Raw genomic sequence first — 16,266 nt, 5'->3', positions numbered from 1 at the left:
CCGGCCCCGCCGGCCCCGCCCGCCCCGCCGGCCCCGCCTGCCGATCCGGCCCCGCCGGACCCGGCGCCCGGCCAGTAGCGCTCGCTGGTCAAGGTAGCGTCACGCGCTCTCTGCGGCCCGGAGATGGTGCAGGATGCCGCCCGGCACTTCTGAAAAATGTGTGGTGGACACCTGTGTCTGCACCGCCAGCTCGGCCGCGTAGGCGGCCGCGCTGGCCGCTTCCTCCGCGGCGGCACGTTCAACGGCGTGCCGTTCCTTCACCTGCCGGGCCACGTCGAACAGATTCCAGATGTTCTCCCCGGTCACCGAGACGCCCCTGGCCCCAGAACGGCGGGTACGACCGCGCACGAGCATGTAGTTGGTCTGAAACACCTGCCCGCCCACCCGCTCCTGCGCATCGTGAAAGAACACCACGTTCGAGACCGGGCCGGTACCATCATCGAGGCTGATGAACACCACGCGGCGGCCACCGCGCATCGGCGGTGTGTTTGTGGCCCGACGCACCCCGGCCAGCAGCACCTCGGTGCCGCCGGGCAGGTTGCCCAGCTCGCTCGCCGGGGTCACCCCCAACTCCTTGAACAGCGCGTGAAAGCGCTTCATCTGGTGCGTCGAAACGGCCAGGTTGAGGTCGAGCAGCTCCAGATCGGTCTGGGTGCGGCCACGCAGCTCGAGCGAGGTGATGGCGCCGGCGCGGTCTCCGGAATACCGCGGCACCGGCAGCTCCACCTCAAATGCGAGCTGGTCGGCGCGAATGACCACGGCGGTGCCGCGCAACGACTGAATGTGCGCGAGCAGTTCGTGCCGCCGCGAGCGGTCGTAGCCGATGAACGTGTCGAGGGCGCCCACCCGGGCGAGTGCCTCGAAGGTGCGTCGCCGCGGATGCACTCGGTCACGAAAGTCCTGCAGCGACCCAAACGGTTGGTGCTGCGCAATGCGCGCCCGCTCCGTCTCCGTGCTGCCGACCAGTTCGGGCAGCGCCAAACGGATGCCCTGGCTCCCGTCGGCGAGATCCTCCACCCGGTAGTCGAGCGCACTCGACTGCACGTCGAGGGGGAGTACCGGAACCCCGAGCACCCGAGCCTCGGCGACGATGAGGTCTTTGGGCCACATGCCGGGGTCGTGGGTGAGCAGCCCGGCCAGGAAGGCGGCCGGATGGTGGGTTTTCAGCCAGGCGGACTGGTAGGTGGGCAGGGCGAACGCGGCGCCGTGGGCCTTGGCGAAACCGAAGCTGCCAAACCCGGCCAACACCGTCCAGACCTGGTCGATGACGGCAGCGCTGAACCCGCGCGCAAGCGCCCGTTCGCGCACGTACTCTTCGATCTCAGGGAGCTGCTCGGGCTTACCGAGGTGCCGGCGAAAGACATCCGCTTTGCCGAGCCCGCAGCCGGTGAGCTCGTCGAACAGCCGCATGACCTGTTCGTGAAAGATGACAACGCCATTGGTTTCGCGCAAAATCGGCTCGAACCGGGGGTGAATGTAGTCGGGGGCGACCTCGCCGTGTCGGGCCTGCAGGTATTTGAGCGGCATGTTGTTCTTCATCGGGCCGGGCCGAAACAGCGAGATCTCCACGGTGAGGTCGTTGAACACCTCCGGTTGCAGCTTGCCGACCAGCTCCATCTGCCCGGGCGATTCGATCTGAAAAATGCCGAGCGTGCGCGTGGACCGAATGAGCTCGAAGGTTTTCGGGTCGTCGAGCGGCACCCGGTCGAGGTCGATGCTCTCACCGGTGAGCCGGTGGTGCTCTTCAACGGCGTGCGCCATTGCCGATTGCATGCGCACGCCGAGAATATCGAGTTTGATGAGGCCCATCGGGTCCATGTCGTGCTTGTCGTACTGCGACATCGGCAGGCCCATGCCGCTTGCCTGCACCGGGGTACGGTCGAGCAGGCTCGCGTCGGAGAGGATCACGCCGCAGGGGTGCACCGAGATATGTCGGGGGAGCCGGTCGAGTTTGGCGGTGAGGTCGACCAGCAGGTCGAGCTGTTGCGACTCGCGCACCTCGGTGGCGAGGGCCTCGAGTTCGGGTTTCTCCTCGAGGGCGCGGCGAAAATCGCGGGCGTTGAACCGCCACATCTGCTTGGCGATCACGTTGATCTGCGCGTCGGGCAGGCCGAGGGCCAGGCCGGCATCGCGCACGGCGCCACGGCCCCGATAGGCGTTGGTCATCGACATGAGCGAGACCCGGTCGCTGCCGAAAGCGCGAAAGACCTCGCGGTAGATGTCGTGCCGCCTGGCTGACTCCACGTCGATGTCGATGTCGGGCAGCGTCTGACGTTCGGGGGAGAGAAAGCGTTCCCAGAGCAGTCCGTTCGCGATGGGTTCGACCGAGGAGGTGCGCAGCGCATAGTTGAGCACCGAGCCGACCCCCGAACCGCGGGCCTGAATGCGAATGCCCATGCCGCGAATAATGTCGGCCACGCGGGATACGGTGAGAAAGTAGCTGGCAAAGCCGAGGTGCTCGACCGTTTTCATCTCGTGGGCGAGCTGGGCGTGGGCCGCTTCGACCGCGCGCGAGCCGCTCATTGAGTACAGGTCGGCGATGCCGCTTTTGGCGCGCCGCCACAGTTCGGTGACCGGGTCGCCGGTGACCCCGATGATGCGCGCCTCCGGCATGCGCGGGCGCCCCAGCCCAATATCGAGAGTGGGGTCGAGGCTGCACCGGTCGGCGAGCTGCTCGGTGTCACGCAGCAGCCGTTCCAGGGCGCCCGTGTCGTGCAGGCCGGCATCGACGACCATGCGGGCCACCTGGCGCATCGCTCCGGCCGGCTTGAGCCAGGCCTGGCCGTTGGTTTGGGGGGTTTCGAGTTCGGCGAGCGGGAGCAGGAAGCGCGCGGCATCGGCGAGGTCGGCGGTGACGGCCTCCTCGGGGGTGCCGTACCGCACAGCATTGCTGAGCACTGCGGGCAGCCCAGCGTTTTCGGCGAGGGCCAGCATGCGCGTGGCCGGGGTCACGCTGCCGACCGTGCCGCTTTCGGCGAGGTGACAGACGATCTCGAGCACGACGGCCTGGGCGGGCAGGGCGCGCTGCCAGTGGGCAAGCCGCGCCGCGGCATCCGTATTGTCGCGGCGGCCGATAGCGAGGCCGACGTCGGAGTCGGGGCCGAGCAGCACGGTGAGCGAGGCGAGCCCGGCCAGGTCGGCCAGCCGATCGCGCGAGATGCTCGGCCCGGTGCTGCCTGTCGTGATCGCGGAGCGCTGACCGGCACCGCCGTGCGCTGCACCGCCGTGCGCTGCACTGACCGCACGGCAGAGTGCGCCGTACCCGCGACCCTCGGTATTGCCGTGGGCGAGCACGACCACCCGGCCGAGCGAGCGATACTCCTGGTCGTGCACGGCGAGTTCTGCACCGAGCCCGGCGCGGATGCCCGCAGCGACGCATGCTCGCACGTGCTTGACGGCGCCGTAGAGCCCGTCACGATCGGTGACGGCCAGAAAGCTCGCGCCCTGCGCGGCCGCCTGCTCGGCCAGGGCTTCGGGGAGTGTCACCCCATAGTGGGTCGAGTAGGCGCTCGCGACGTGCAGGTGCGCGAAGTCCGTCCCCGGTGCACTGGTCATCCCCAGTCCAGCGCTAACACCCAGGACCCGTCCGTGCCGCGGCGCAGGTCGTAGCGGTGCTGTTCTTCGTCGCCGCGGCTGGCGTCGAGGCGCCACAGCTCGGTGTCGATGCGGGTGGGGGTTCCCTCGTCTTCCCACCACCTGGTGCGTTTGAACACGGCCTGCGGTTGCCCGATGACGGTGTGTTCGAATCGATTCCAAATGAACGCGCGCGGGTCGCCGTCGGCGGACAGCTCAACGTCAACCGGTGCGTCGATGATGTGGGGCAAGGGGGTACTCCCTGGGCTCGTGACGGGTGAATAGCGGTACGGTACTGAAAAGGTGCTGATGAGCAATGGTTAAAAAATCTCGCAATAAGTTCGAATAAACATTCACTGAAACCAATCACTATCGAATATGTCTTCTAGGTAAAAGTGTATGTCAACCCACTGACATGCGCCACAGGCGGTTGCGTGCGGTCCGGCTGGCGGCCCGCGATCTACGATGGCCAGATGACCGAAACCGCACCGATCGGCAGTACACCCGGCAGCGCCGTCAGTACCGCGCAGATCACCCGTGAACTCGCCCAGCGCCTGGTCGAGCAGGTCGCGCCGAGCCTCGTGCACAACGTCAACATCATGGATGCGATGGGCGTGATCATCGGCTCCCGGGACGCAGCCCGCATCGGTACCCTGCACAATGGAGCCCGGGATGCCGCCGTTCGCGGCGAAGCGGTGCAGATTGCTCCCGGTGACGAGCGCCAGGGCACCCGGCCGGGTGTGAACATTCCACTGATAGTCGATGGGCAGGTCGTGGCCGTGGTCGGGGTCACCGGAACCCCCTCCGAGGTTGTGCCGGTCGCGCAGGTGCTCGTGCTGACCGTTCAGATGCTGCTAGCCCAGGAATGGCAGCGCGATAACGCGTCGTGGCGAGAATCGACGATTCGGGATATGCTCTCGACCCTCGCGCGGGGCGACCTCACCGAAAGCCATCTGATGTCGGGCTTGAGGGCAATCGATACGCCCCTGCAGCCGCCGTGGAATCTGACTGGAATTCTCAGCACCAACCAGTCCGTGGCGCTGCTGCGTCAGCTGCGCGAGTTCTCGGGAGTCGTAGCCGCGGACATCAACGGCGCCGTCTGGGTGCTCAGCGGATCGTCGAGCGTGCTCAGCCTTGAGCTGCTCCGGCAGCGCCTGCAGCAGTCCTGCGTGCAGCCCCTGCGCTTTCTGACTGGGCGCGTGGCAGCGACGACGGCGCAACTCGCCGGTGACGCGCAGCGTCTGAGCTCGCTGCTGGCTCGGCCTGGGCTCCTCGAACCTCTCGCCAGTAACACTGTCGCGATTGCCGCTCACTCCGAGACTCGGCTCGACTCCCTGGGCCTCGAACTGGCGATCGCCGGCCTGCCCACCACCATGATCGAGGATTTTGCCGGTTCGGTGCTCGGGCCACTGACCGCCGCCCTGAACGAGACGGCGCGAGTGTTCCTGCGTGATGAACTGTCGATTGCCGTCGCGGCGCGATCGCTCGGCGTGCACCGCAATACCCTCGTGCAGCGACTGGACCGCATCGAAATGCTGACCGGCCTGAATATTCGGCAGTTCAACGCCGCCGTCTCGATGCGACTCGCGTTGGCGGCCGGTGCCGCTCGCTATGTGCAGGATGCACAGTGATTGTCCGAAATTTCGACGAAAATTGTGGGTTGATTCCACCTGAATATGTGTGTGATTGTGTTCTAGCCTGATCCAATGCACGACCACCCGGCGCTGAAGCCGCCCACCATAGTCATCGCGCCGGATTCGTTCAAGGGCAGTCTCAGCGCGGCCGACGCTGCCGCTGCCATGGCTGACGGGGCCCGCGATGCCGGCCTCGCGCTCGGCCGGGCCGACATTCACCTCACGCTCTGCCCGATGGCTGACGGCGGTGAGGGAACCCTCGATGCCATCGCTGCCGTCTGGGAGGTCGAGCCCCGCACCATGCTCACCGTCGACGCGCTCGGGCGCAGCCGCCCGGCTCGCTATGCCTTTTCCGCCGACGGTCGCACCGGGCTCATCGAAGCGGCCGAGTCCAATGGCCTGCCCCTCGTTGCCAATGTCTTTGCCCAACCCCAGCGTGCCGACACCTTCGGGGTCGGTCTGCTCGCCCGGGAACTGCTCGACCTGCAGGTCGATGAAATTCTGCTCTGTGTCGGTGGCTCCGCCAGCACTGACGGCGGAACGGGACTGCTCGCCGGGCTCGGCGTGCGTTTTCTCGACGCTGCCGGGGTGAGCGTGGCTCCCGGCGGGGCCGGCCTGGCCCAGATCACATCGATCGACCTCTCCGGGCTCCACCCGCGCGCCCGGATGGTGCGCTGGCGCGTCGCCGTCGACGTGAACAACCCGCTCTGCGGCCCCGCCGGCGCCGCCGCCGTGTTCGGCCCGCAAAAGGGAGCGCAGCCCAGCGATGTCGCACAGCTCGACGCCGGCCTCGCCCACCTCGCCGCAATCGTGTTCGCCGCAACCGGCGAGAACATGCGCGACCGGTCAGGGGCCGGAGCCGCCGGCGGCATGCCAGCTACCCTCGTGCCGCTGCTAGGCGCCGAACTGGTTATCGGCTCCACCCTGGTAGCGGATGCCGTGGGCCTGGCCTCAAAAATGGCCTCCGCTGATCTCGTCCTCACCGGTGAAGGCAGCTTCGACTCCCAATCGCTCGGCGGCAAGGTGGCCGTGGCGGTTGCTCGTCTTGCCCCGGCAGGCTGCCCGGTCGTCGTCATTGCAGGGCGCGTGGAATTGTCGTCGGCAGACACCGCGGCATCCGGTGTCACCGCCGCCTTCTCGATCGCCGGGGGACCTGCGACCCTCGACGACCTGCAAAAACACGCCGCCGAACGGGTGCGCGAGACCGCAGCGCAGGCCGTCGCCCTCTTTCTTCACTCTCGCTAAAACCAGTCCGGTGGCACCAAGCGTTCATGTACGGTTCACCGATCAGACACCGGACGGCCTCGAACCGGAGAGGGGGCGGCGGGACAGTAGGTATATCCCCAGTTCGGGGCTCGCATCGACCACGAGGAGTGCTCCCATGCTGCACCGTGAATCCACCGGCCCCCGCCAGCACACCCCCGACCGGGACCGGCCGCTGCTGCCGCTGCTTCCCATGGAGGGGCACACCCTCGGCAAGCGCAGTGCGGTCACCTGCCACCTCAAGTGTGCAGATGCCTGCTTCCACCCGGTGCCCAACGAGAGCGCGAACGATTACTTTCGCGACATCGTCGGCGCGGCCCTGAGCCGCCGCTCCCTGCTCGTGGGTGTGGGTGTCGGCGCTGCGGCGATCGTGCTCGGGTCGGGCCAGACAACTCCCGCGCTGGCCGCACCCGGCGGTCCGGCCGGCCGTGGGCTCGCCTTCACCCCGATCGCGCCTGTTCCTGCCGCCGTCGACGCGTTCTCGGTACCCGTCGGCTACTCCTGGAACCCCATCATCCGCTGGGGGGATCCGCTCTTCGCCGTCACCGATGCGTTCGACCCGACGCGCCAGAGCGCCGCGTCGCAGGCACTCCAGTTCGGCTACAACAACGACTACCTCGACATCCTCGAGGGTCCGGGGCGCAAGGGGCGGGACGGGATCCTCGTCACCAACCACGAGTACACCAACGAGAACATCATGTTCCCACCCGCCACGACACCGGCCGAAGCGGATGAGCAGCGTCGGGTCGCCATGATGGCCCACGGCATGTCCGTCGTCGCCCTCGAACGGAAGCGCGCCGGCTCACCCTGGACCTACCGCGTGGGCCACCGCCTCAACCGGCGCATCACCGCGAGCACCCCGTTCACCGTCACCGGTCCGGCCGCGGGCAGTGACCTGCTGAAGACGAAGGCCGACCCCACCGGCCGCACCGTGCTCGGAACCCTCGGGAACTGCGCGGGCGGCACCACGCCCTGGGGCACGGTGCTCTCCGGCGAGGAGAACTTCAACGGTTACTTCCGTACGACGGGTACCAGCACAGCGGATGCCCGCTACGGCCTCGCCAACCGCCCGACCGGTCGGCTCTGGGAGCAGATCGACGACCGCTTCGACGCCACCATCACCGGCAACGAGAACGAGCCGAACAGATTCGGCTGGATCGTGGAGGTCGATCCGGAGGCACCGAACGAGCCCCCGGTCAAGCACACGGCCCTCGGCCGGTTCAAGCACGAGGGCGCCAACGTGATCGTCGGAAAGACCGGCCATGTCGCCGCCTACATGGGCGACGACGAACGCTTCGATTACCTCTACAAGTTCGTCTCCCACGACCGCTTCGACAAGAAGAAGAGCCCGAAGGCGCGCAGCCACAACAAGACCCTCCTCACCCGCGGATCCCTGTACGTGGCCCGCTTCACCGGCAACTCGCCGGCTGGGGAGATCACCGGCACCGGCCAGCTGCCCGCCGACGGGCAATTCGACGGCACCGGCCAGTGGGTGGCGCTCGTCATCGACGGGGTCTGCCAGGTTCCCGGATTCAGCACCGACGACGCGCTCGTGAACACCCGCCTGGTAGCGGATGCCGTCGGCGCGACCAAAATGGATCGCTGCGAAGACGTCGAGCCGAGCCCGGTGACCGGGAAGATCTATGTCGCCTGCACCAACAACACCGATCGTGGAGCGCTCGGCAAGGAAGGCGCCACGGAGTCCAACCCGCGGGTCGCCAACCGTGACGGCCACATCGTCGAGATCACCGAAACAGGATCAGACGCAACCTCCGTGACCTTCGACTGGAACCTGCTGCTGGTCTGCGGCGACCCGAAGACGAACACGAGCACCTACTTCGCCGGTTTCCCGAGCGAGAAGGTGTCGCCCATCTCCTGTCCAGACAACGTGGCTTTCGACACCGAGGGCAACCTGTGGATCTCCACCGACGGCGCACCGGGCACGATCGGCTTCTGCGACGGCTTGTTCAAGGTTCCGCTCACCGGCCCCGAGCGCGGGCGGGTGCAACAGTTCCTCGCGGTGCCGCGCCAGGCGGAGACCTGCGGGCCGGTCATCCGCTCGGAGCAGTCGATGGTCTACGTGGCCGTGCAGCACCCGGGGGAGGATGGCAGCTGGGCTGCCCAGGCCAGCCGATTCCCGGACTATGTTGCGCTGGGCGTGGCCGCACCGGCGGGCGCATGGGCCGGGCCGCGGCCATCCGTTGTGCAGGTCTGGAAGCCCTGAGTCGCTCCCCGTTCTGGTCATTGCCTAGACCAGAACGGGGCCCACGAACTGGGAGTTGGCTGATTGTAATTTCTGAGATTCGTGGTGAGATGAGGGACTGCAATCAGAATCGCAGCGCTCACCCAATGTGGAGAAGGTCGTCTGGCCTGCTCCGCGAAGAAAAACGAGAAAGGTAGTTCATGACGGGGAACAGAGCAGTTGCCTACAAAAGCCCGGGGGTCGTCGAGGTCATCGACATTGATTACCCGAGCTTCGAACTCAAAGACGGACCGGGCGTCAACCCGCAAAACGTCGGCCGCAAGGTGCCGCACGGTGTCATTCTCAGGACCGTGACGACCAATATCTGCGGCTCTGACCAGCACATGGTGCGCGGTCGTACCACCGCACCGAGCAACCTGGTGCTGGGTCACGAAATCACCGGCGAAGTGGTCGAAGTGGGCCCGGACGTCGAATTCATCAAGGTCGGCGACATCGTGTCGGTGCCGTTCAACATCAGTTGCGGCCGCTGTCGCAACTGCAAGGAACGCAAGACCGGCATTTGCCTCAACGTCAACCCGGACCGTCCGGGTAGTGCCTACGGCTATGTCGACATGGGCGGCTGGGTCGGCGGGCAGGCCGAATACGTGCTCGTTCCCTACGCCGACTGGAACCTGCTGAAGTTTCCCGATCGGGATCAGGCGCTCGAAAAGATCATGGATCTCACCATGCTCTCCGACATCTTCCCGACCGGGTTCCACGGGGCCTATTCGGCCGGTGCCGGTGTCGGATCGACCGTGTACGTGGCCGGAGCCGGCCCGGTAGGCCTTGCAGCGGCCGTCTCGGCGCAGCTGCTCGGCGCGGCCGTGGTCATTGTCGGCGACATGAACGAGGACCGTCTCGCGCAGGCCCGCAGCTTCGGCTGCGAGACGATCGACCTGTCCAAGGGCGAGCCGGGGGAGCAGATTGAGCAGATCCTCGGCGTTCCCGAGGTCGACGCCGGAGTCGACGCCGTCGGGTTCGAGGCGCGCGGCCACGGCAAGGACGCCGACCACGAGGCACCGGCCACCGTGCTCAACTCGCTCATGACGATCACCGCGGCCGGTGGTGCCCTCGGCATTCCGGGCCTCTACGTCACGGGTGACCCTGGCGCAGAGGACAAGGCCGCCCAGGTCGGTTCGCTGTCGATTCGGCTCGGTCTCGGCTGGGCCAAGTCGCTGTCCTTCACCACCGGCCAATGCCCGGTGATGAGGTACAACCGTCAGTTGATGATGGCGATCCTGCACGACAAGGTGCACATTGCCAAGGCCGTCAACGCCCAGGCCATCAGCCTCGAAGATGCGCCGCGCGGCTACGCCGAATTCGACGCCGGTGCGGCGACGAAGTACGTGCTGAACCCGAACGGCTACATCAAGAGTTAACAACGGCACTGCTCTACTGCACGAGGCAAGCGGATGGCCCGATCCGGGAACTCTCCCGGTTCGGGCCATTGTCGCGCCGGCATCAACATCTGCTCAGAACCGGTGTTCGCAGCACGCTCGGCAGGGGCATGAGGTTTAGGGTTGAAACATGACCCGCGTCAACCTTGCCGAACCAGTTCCGCGCTACTTTCGAGAGCAGGCAGACATTCCGGTGCGCCTGGAGGCCCCCACGGGTTCCGTGACCGACCGAATGGATCGACCGTTGCACGATCTGCGCCTCAGCGTCACCGACCGGTGCAACTTTCGCTGCGTGTACTGCATGCCTAAAGAGATTTTCGGCCGGGATTTCGCGTTCATGGAACACGACGAACTGCTCAGCTTCGAAGAACTGACCAGACTCGCGCGCATCGCCGTCGCCCACGGCGTTGAGAAGATACGACTGACCGGCGGGGAACCGCTGCTGCGCAAGGGCCTGGAAGAGCTCATTGCCCTGCTGGCCGAACTGCGCACGCCCGATGGGCGCGAAATCGATATCGCGCTCACCACGAACGGGTCGGCGCTGGCCGTGAAGGCGCAGGCGCTCAAGGACGCCGGCTTGAAACGAGTGACCGTGTCGCTCGACTCACTCGACGACACGACGTTTCGCACCATGAACGACGTGAAGTTTCCGGTCGCCAAGGTGCTGCACGGCATCGACGTGGCCGAAGCCGCTGGTCTCGGTCCGATCAAGATCAACATGGTCGTGCAGCGCGGCAAGAACGACCAGGACATCGTTGCCATGGCGCGGCACTTCAAAGACACCCCCTACATCTTGCGGTTCATCGAATTCATGGACGTCGGCACGAGCAACGGCTGGGAGATGGGTGCGGTCGTGCCCTCGGCAGACGTCATCTCACGCATCCACGCCGAGTTGCCACTTACCGAGATCGCCCCGAACTACAGCGGCGAAACGTCCCGTCGCTGGCGCTACCAGGATGGTGGCGGCGAGATCGGCGTCATCTCCAGCGTGACCCAGTCGTTCTGCCAGACCTGCTCGCGCGCCCGCGTGTCGACCGACGGTAAACTCTTCACCTGCCTGTTCGCCACCGAGGGCCACGACCTGCGTGCGCTCATGCGCGGCGGCTGCTCCGACGCGGAGCTCTCCACCGTCATGGCGCACCTCTGGCGTGAGCGCACCGACCGCTATTCCCAGTTGCGTAGCGCCAAGACCAGCGAGCTGCGCGCATCCGGTGCCAAGAAAATCGAAATGTCCTACATCGGCGGTTAAACAGTAGCGCTGGAGTGCGGAAGCGGCACCAGCGTGGCAGACTTTCAGAATGAACAGAATTACCGCGCGACGTAAAATTACCCGAATCACCGTCGGCTCCCAGCCTCTGGCTGGCGAGGACCTGCTTGCGGTCGAAGAACCCCTGGAAATCCGGGTGAACGGCCGCCGGCTCGCCGTCACGATGCGCACCCCGGGCAATGACATCGATCTCGCGGCCGGGTTTCTGGTCTCGGAGGGCGTCATCACGCAGGGTGAGGACTTCAATTCGGCTCGCTACTGCGTCGGGGCCGTCGACGGAGTCAACAACTTCAATGTGTTGGACGTCACCCTCGGGGCCGGCGTTGCACCGCCGGCCCCCAGCCTCGAGCGCTCGCTCATCACCAACAGCTCCTGCGGGCTGTGCGGTAAGGAGAGCATCGACGCCGTGCGCACGAAATCAGCTTTCGTGATCGCGGATGACGCGGTGCAAGTAGACGCCGAGCGGCTCACGACCTTCCCCGAGCAACTGCGAGCCGGGCAGAACGTATTCGAAAAGACCGGCGGCATTCACGCGGCCGGCCTGTTCGATGCCGCCACCGGCGAACTGCTCGTGCTGCGCGAAGATGTCGGCCGGCACAATGCCGTCGACAAGGTGATCGGCTGGGCGGTCAAAGAGAACAGGCTGCCGCTGACCGGCACTGTTCTCATGGTGTCGAGCAGGGCAAGTTTCGAACTCACCCAGAAGGCCCTGATGGCAGGCATTCCGGTACTCGCCGCGGTCTCGGCGCCGTCATCGCTCGCCGCGGAGTTCGCCGCCGAGGTCGGCATGACCCTGATCGGCTTTCTCCGCGGCAAGTCCATGGTCGTCTACGCCGGCGGCGACCGAATCATCGACGCACAGCGTGACGCGCAGGCCGCCTAGCTCAAACTAGGCGGCGGTGCCGGCCCGCACGAATCGCACGGTCATGGCCTTGTAGCCGGGGGTGTTCGATTCGCGGGCCACGAGCTCGCGGTGCATGAGCGCGTTCGCCTCCGGGAAATACGCGGCCGCGCATCCCTTCGGTGTGGGGTACACCACAAGGCGGAACGTGTCGGCACGGCGCTCCGCGCCCTGGAAGGTGCTGATCACGTCGACCATGTCGCGGTCGGCAAAGCCCAGCTCGGTGACGTCGTCTTCGTGGATGAGGATGACACGACGCGCGTTCTTGATGCCGCGGTACCGGTCATCGAGCCCATAAAACGTGGTGTTGTACTGATCGTGGCTGCGGATGGTCTGCAGGATCAGGTGCCCCTCCGGCGGCGACAGGTACTCAATCGGGCTCACCGTGAAGCGGGCCAGGCCGATGTCGGTGGCGAAGCTGCGCGTATCGCGCGGCGGGTTGGGCAGTACGAACCCGTTCTTCGTCTTGAGTCGAACGTTGAAATCATCAAAGCCGGGGACAACGCGGGAGATATGGTCGCGAATGACGTCGTACTCGTCGGCCATCGCCTTCCAGTCGACCGCATGGTCGTCGCCGAGCGTGGCATGTGCCATGCGGGCGATGATCACCGGTTCGGCCAGCAGGTGCTCCGACACCGGCTCGAGGCGCCCCTGCGTGGTGCGCACGACAGACATCGAGTCTTCCACCGAGAGCACCTGACGGCCAGACGGATGCTTGTCATCGGTGTCGGTGCGGCCGAGCGTCGGCAGAATGAGTGAGGTCACACCGTGCATCACGTGCGAGCGATTGGGTTTGGTCGACACGTGCACCGTGAGTCCCACGCGCTGCATGGCTTTCTCGAGCAGGTCGGTGTCGGAGCAGGCGAGGGCGAAGTTGCCGCCCATCGATACGAACACGTCCACCCGGTCGTGCACGAAGGCGTCAACCGTGTCGACGGAGTCGAGGCCGTGCTCGCGAGGGGACACGATGCCGAACTCGGCGTCGAGGGCGGCGAGCATGGCCTCCTTCGGCTTCTCCCACACGCCCATGGTGCGGTCGCCCTGCACGTTGGAGTGGCCGCGCACTGGGCAGGCGCCGGCGCCGGGCTTGCCGAAGTTGCCCTGCAGGAGCAGTAGGTTGATGATCTCTTTGAGGGTATTCACCGAGTGTGGCTGCTGGGTGAGTCCGAGCGCCCAGCAGATGATGGTGGCCTTGCTCGCGATGAGGAGCTGCGCCACGGCCTCGATCTGGGCCCGGTCGAGGCCGGTGGCCTTCTTCGTCTCGTTCCAGTCGATCACCGAACGAGCCGCGCGGTAGGCATCGATTCCGTCGGTGTTCGCGGCGACGAACTCGTGGTCGACGACCGACCCTGGTACGCGCGCTTCTTCTTCGAGAAGCAGGTGGCCGAGTGCCTGGAACAGGGCCAGGTCGCCTCCGACCTTGATCTGCAGAAACTCGTCGGCCAGGTTGGTGCCTTTGCCGATGACACCCTTCGCGGTCTGCGGGTCCATGAAATTGAACAACCCGGCTTCGGGCAGCGGGTTGACGGCCACGATCTTGCCGCCGTTATCCTTGCATTCGGCCAACGCCGACAGCATGCGCGGGTGGTTGGTGCCCGGGTTCTGGCCGACGACCAGGATGAGTTCGGCCCGGTGGATGTCCTCGAGCGAGACCGTGCCTTTGCCGATGCCGATCGTGGGGTTGAGCGCCGAGCCCGACGACTCGTGGCACATGTTCGAGCAGTCCGGCAGGTTATTGGTTCCGATGGACCGTGCGAACAATTGGTACATGAACGCCGACTCGTTGGCGGTACGGCCGGACGTGTAGAAGACGGTGCGGTCCGGCACGCTAGCGCGAATCTGCTCACCGATGAGTTCAAAGGCGTCATCCCACGATATCTGCGAGTAGTGCGTGTCGCCCGGGCGAATCACGACGGGGTGCGTGATGCGGCCCTGGTTTCCGAGCCAGTATTCGGTTTTGGTCGCGAGTTCCTCGATGGAGTGCTCGGCCCAGAACGCCGGTGTCACCGTGCGCAGGGTGCTCTCTTCGGCGACGGCCTTCGCGCCGTTTTCGCAGAATTCTGCGGTCTTGCGGTGCCCCTGGGACTCCGGCCATGCGCATCCGGGGCAGTCGGTGCCGTCGCGCTGGTTGAGCCGCAGCAGGGAACGCGCGGTGCGGGCAATGCCGGCCTGCGCGATACCCCGATCCAGTGCCACGATAACGGCTTCGACGCCCGCAGCGTGGGTCTTGGGCGGGGTCACGACCAAATTATCTTCGTTGATGTCTTCGATCGGAGCTGAACGTGTCATACATCTATCCTGCCTTGCCGGCGAGGGGAAATACCCCCGATCCGCGAAATGGGTAGAGATTTCGACGACAATTCCTTCGATACGTTCGTATAGTCTTCTATCCGCAGATATTGCAGATCCCGTCGCGTAGTATTTTCACGGTCACCGTTGGCACGCTGACGCGCACAACAAAGTCGTTATTCGCCCCCCGCAGCAAGGACACCTCCATGAGTTGGCTCGATCGAGACCACACCATCGCCCCGCCAGGATTCAATCGCTGGCTCATTCCGCCGGCCGCACTCGCCGTTCACCTCTGTATCGGCCAGGCCTATGCCACAAGCGTCTACAAGACGGCGCTGGTGGCGCACTTCGACGCCAGCCTGGTTCAGATCGGGGTGATCTTCTCGATCGCCATCGTGATGCTCGGTCTGTCTGCGGCAGTCATGGGCACCTGGGTCGACACGAACGGGCCGCGCAAAGCAATGTTCGTCGCTGCTCTGTTCTGGTCGGGAGGATTCCTCGTCGGTTCGCTCGGAATCTTCACGAATCAGCTCTGGCTGGTGTACGTCGGCTACGGCGTCATCGGCGGTATCGGGCTGGGTATCGGCTATATTTCGCCGGTCTCCACGCTCATCAAGTGGTTCCCGGACCGCCCGGGCCTCGCGACCGGCATGGCGATCATGGGCTTCGGAGGCGGAGCGCTCATCGCCAGCCCTGTCTCGACGGCGCTGCTCGGCATCTATGACCCCAACTCCGGGGCAGAGAACTGGGTGGCCAGCGGTGATGCCGTGGGTAAACTCTTCCTCACCCTGGCCGTGGTCTACCTCGCGTACATGATGTTTGGCGCGTTCACGATCAAGGTTCCGGCCGCTGATTGGGTGCCGGCCGGATTTGATCCGTCGAAGGTGCGTACCAAGGCCCTGGTCACGAGTAACCATGTCTCGGCCAAGAATGCCATTCGAACCCGCCAATTCTGGCTGCTCTGGACCGTGTTGTTCTGCAACGTCACGGCCGGCATCGGCATTCTCGAACAGGCTGCACCGATGATCCAGGACTTCTTCCGGCAGAACGACGGCAACTCACTGGTCTCGGCGACCGTTGCCGGCGGTTTTGTGGGCTTGTTGTCACTGGCCAACATGGGTGGACGTTTCGCCTGGTCGGCTACCTCGGACAAGACCGGGCGTAAGAACATCTACATGGTCTACCTCGGCGTCGGTACGGTGTTGTACCTGCTGCTGGCCCTCGTTGGATCGAGCACGACAGCGCTCTATGTTGTTCTGGCTTTCATCATCATCTCGTTCTACGGTGGCGGTTTCGCGACCGTACCGGCCTACCTGCGCGACCTGTTCGGAACCTTCCAGGTGGGGGCTATCCACGGCCGGCTGCTGACGGCTTGGTCGGCGGCCGGTATCGCCGGGCCCCTCATCGTGAATTCGTTCCTGGACGCGCAGGGGGCTCCGGGTGAGTTGACCGCTGCGGCCTATCAGCCGGCCCTGCTCACCATGGTCGGGCTGCTCGTCGTCGGCTTTGTCGCGAACCTTTTCGTGCGACCGGTTGATGCCGATTATCACGAACCAGAAAAGCCGCGTGTCGGCGTAACAGTGGGGGAGGCACGCGCATGAAGGCTGTCCGCATCATCGGAGCCTGGGCGCTGGTGGGTATTCCACTGGCCTTCGGTGTTTATCAAACTCTCGCGAAGGTAACGGCGCTGTTCGGCTAAG

General features: G+C 65.5%; 10 protein-coding genes. 7 read left to right on the top strand and 3 right to left on the bottom strand.

The window, feature by feature from the left end:
* Nucleotides 1-99: 99 nt before the first annotated feature.
* Nucleotides 100-3,555, bottom strand: a complete 3,456-nt coding sequence (dnaE, locus tag E3N85_RS11035) for a DNA polymerase III subunit alpha (protein WP_134463130.1) — start codon at nucleotides 3,553-3,555, stop codon at nucleotides 100-102.
* Nucleotides 3,552-3,824: a hypothetical protein gene (locus tag E3N85_RS11030; RefSeq protein WP_134463128.1), complete on the bottom strand. Its 273-nt coding sequence runs from the start codon at nucleotides 3,822-3,824 to the stop codon at nucleotides 3,552-3,554. Before E3N85_RS11030 ends, dnaE begins: the two co-directional genes overlap by 4 nt.
* Nucleotides 3,825-4,046: 222 nt before the next feature.
* On the opposite strand from E3N85_RS11030, the gene E3N85_RS11025 reads away from it, so the two are divergent.
* The 6 genes from E3N85_RS11025 (at nucleotide 4,047) to fdhD (ending at nucleotide 12,259) form a co-directional block, all read left to right on the top strand.
* A complete protein-coding gene (locus E3N85_RS11025; protein WP_134463126.1) occupies nucleotides 4,047-5,204 on the top strand; it encodes a sugar diacid recognition domain-containing protein in 1,158 nt (385 codons plus the stop codon).
* Nucleotides 5,205-5,279: 75 nt separating this feature from the next.
* Complete coding sequence (locus tag E3N85_RS11020) at nucleotides 5,280-6,452, top strand: glycerate kinase (RefSeq protein WP_134463124.1); 1,173 nt, start codon at nucleotides 5,280-5,282, stop codon at nucleotides 6,450-6,452.
* Between the two features lie 136 nt (nucleotides 6,453-6,588).
* Nucleotides 6,589-8,694 carry a PhoX family phosphatase gene (locus E3N85_RS11015; protein WP_134463122.1) on the top strand — a complete coding sequence of 702 codons (2,106 nt, stop codon included), beginning with the start codon at nucleotides 6,589-6,591 and terminating at the stop codon, nucleotides 8,692-8,694.
* A gap of 179 nt (nucleotides 8,695-8,873) precedes the next feature.
* Nucleotides 8,874-10,091 (top strand): formaldehyde dehydrogenase, glutathione-independent, encoded by a 1,218-nt coding sequence (gene fdhA / locus E3N85_RS11010; protein WP_134463120.1) that lies wholly within the window; start codon nucleotides 8,874-8,876, stop codon nucleotides 10,089-10,091.
* Between the two features lie 250 nt (nucleotides 10,092-10,341).
* Nucleotides 10,342-11,358 carry a GTP 3',8-cyclase MoaA gene (gene moaA, locus E3N85_RS11005; RefSeq protein WP_241978450.1) on the top strand — a complete coding sequence of 339 codons (1,017 nt, stop codon included), beginning with the start codon at nucleotides 10,342-10,344 and terminating at the stop codon, nucleotides 11,356-11,358.
* A gap of 49 nt (nucleotides 11,359-11,407) precedes the next feature.
* Nucleotides 11,408-12,259 carry a formate dehydrogenase accessory sulfurtransferase FdhD gene (gene fdhD / locus E3N85_RS11000; RefSeq protein WP_134463116.1) on the top strand — a complete coding sequence of 284 codons (852 nt, stop codon included), beginning with the start codon at nucleotides 11,408-11,410 and terminating at the stop codon, nucleotides 12,257-12,259.
* 6 nt (nucleotides 12,260-12,265) lie between these two features.
* Here fdhD and E3N85_RS10995 read toward each other — a convergent pair whose 3' ends face one another.
* Complete coding sequence (locus tag E3N85_RS10995; RefSeq protein ID WP_134463114.1) at nucleotides 12,266-14,566, bottom strand: FdhF/YdeP family oxidoreductase; 2,301 nt, start codon at nucleotides 14,564-14,566, stop codon at nucleotides 12,266-12,268.
* A gap of 206 nt (nucleotides 14,567-14,772) precedes the next feature.
* Between E3N85_RS10995 and E3N85_RS10990 the strand changes: the two genes are divergently transcribed.
* Nucleotides 14,773-16,167 carry an OFA family MFS transporter gene (locus E3N85_RS10990; protein WP_134463112.1) on the top strand — a complete coding sequence of 465 codons (1,395 nt, stop codon included), beginning with the start codon at nucleotides 14,773-14,775 and terminating at the stop codon, nucleotides 16,165-16,167.
* Nucleotides 16,168-16,266: the final 99 nt, after the last annotated feature.

Source organism: Cryobacterium sp. Hz9 (assembly GCF_004402825.1).
GTDB classification, from domain to species: Bacteria; Actinomycetota; Actinomycetes; order Actinomycetales; family Microbacteriaceae; genus Cryobacterium; species Cryobacterium gelidum.
Note: the sequence above shows the minus strand (reverse complement) of the source record. Positions and strands in the feature narration are given on the sequence as shown.

Coding starts and splice junctions, on each gene's coding strand:
- E3N85_RS11025 (WP_134463126.1), top strand. CDS start 4,047: ATGACCGAAACCGCACCGATCGGCAGTACACCCGGCAGCGCCGTCAGT.
- E3N85_RS10990 (WP_134463112.1), top strand. CDS start 14,773: ATGAGTTGGCTCGATCGAGACCACACCATCGCCCCGCCAGGATTCAAT.
- E3N85_RS11020 (WP_134463124.1), top strand. CDS start 5,280: ATGCACGACCACCCGGCGCTGAAGCCGCCCACCATAGTCATCGCGCCG.
- fdhA (WP_134463120.1), top strand. CDS start 8,874: ATGACGGGGAACAGAGCAGTTGCCTACAAAAGCCCGGGGGTCGTCGAG.
- E3N85_RS11015 (WP_134463122.1), top strand. CDS start 6,589: ATGCTGCACCGTGAATCCACCGGCCCCCGCCAGCACACCCCCGACCGG.
- E3N85_RS10995 (WP_134463114.1), bottom strand. CDS start 14,566: ATGACACGTTCAGCTCCGATCGAAGACATCAACGAAGATAATTTGGTC.
- fdhD (WP_134463116.1), top strand. CDS start 11,408: ATGAACAGAATTACCGCGCGACGTAAAATTACCCGAATCACCGTCGGC.
- dnaE (WP_134463130.1), bottom strand. CDS start 3,555: ATGACCAGTGCACCGGGGACGGACTTCGCGCACCTGCACGTCGCGAGC.
- moaA (WP_241978450.1), top strand. CDS start 10,342: ATGGATCGACCGTTGCACGATCTGCGCCTCAGCGTCACCGACCGGTGC.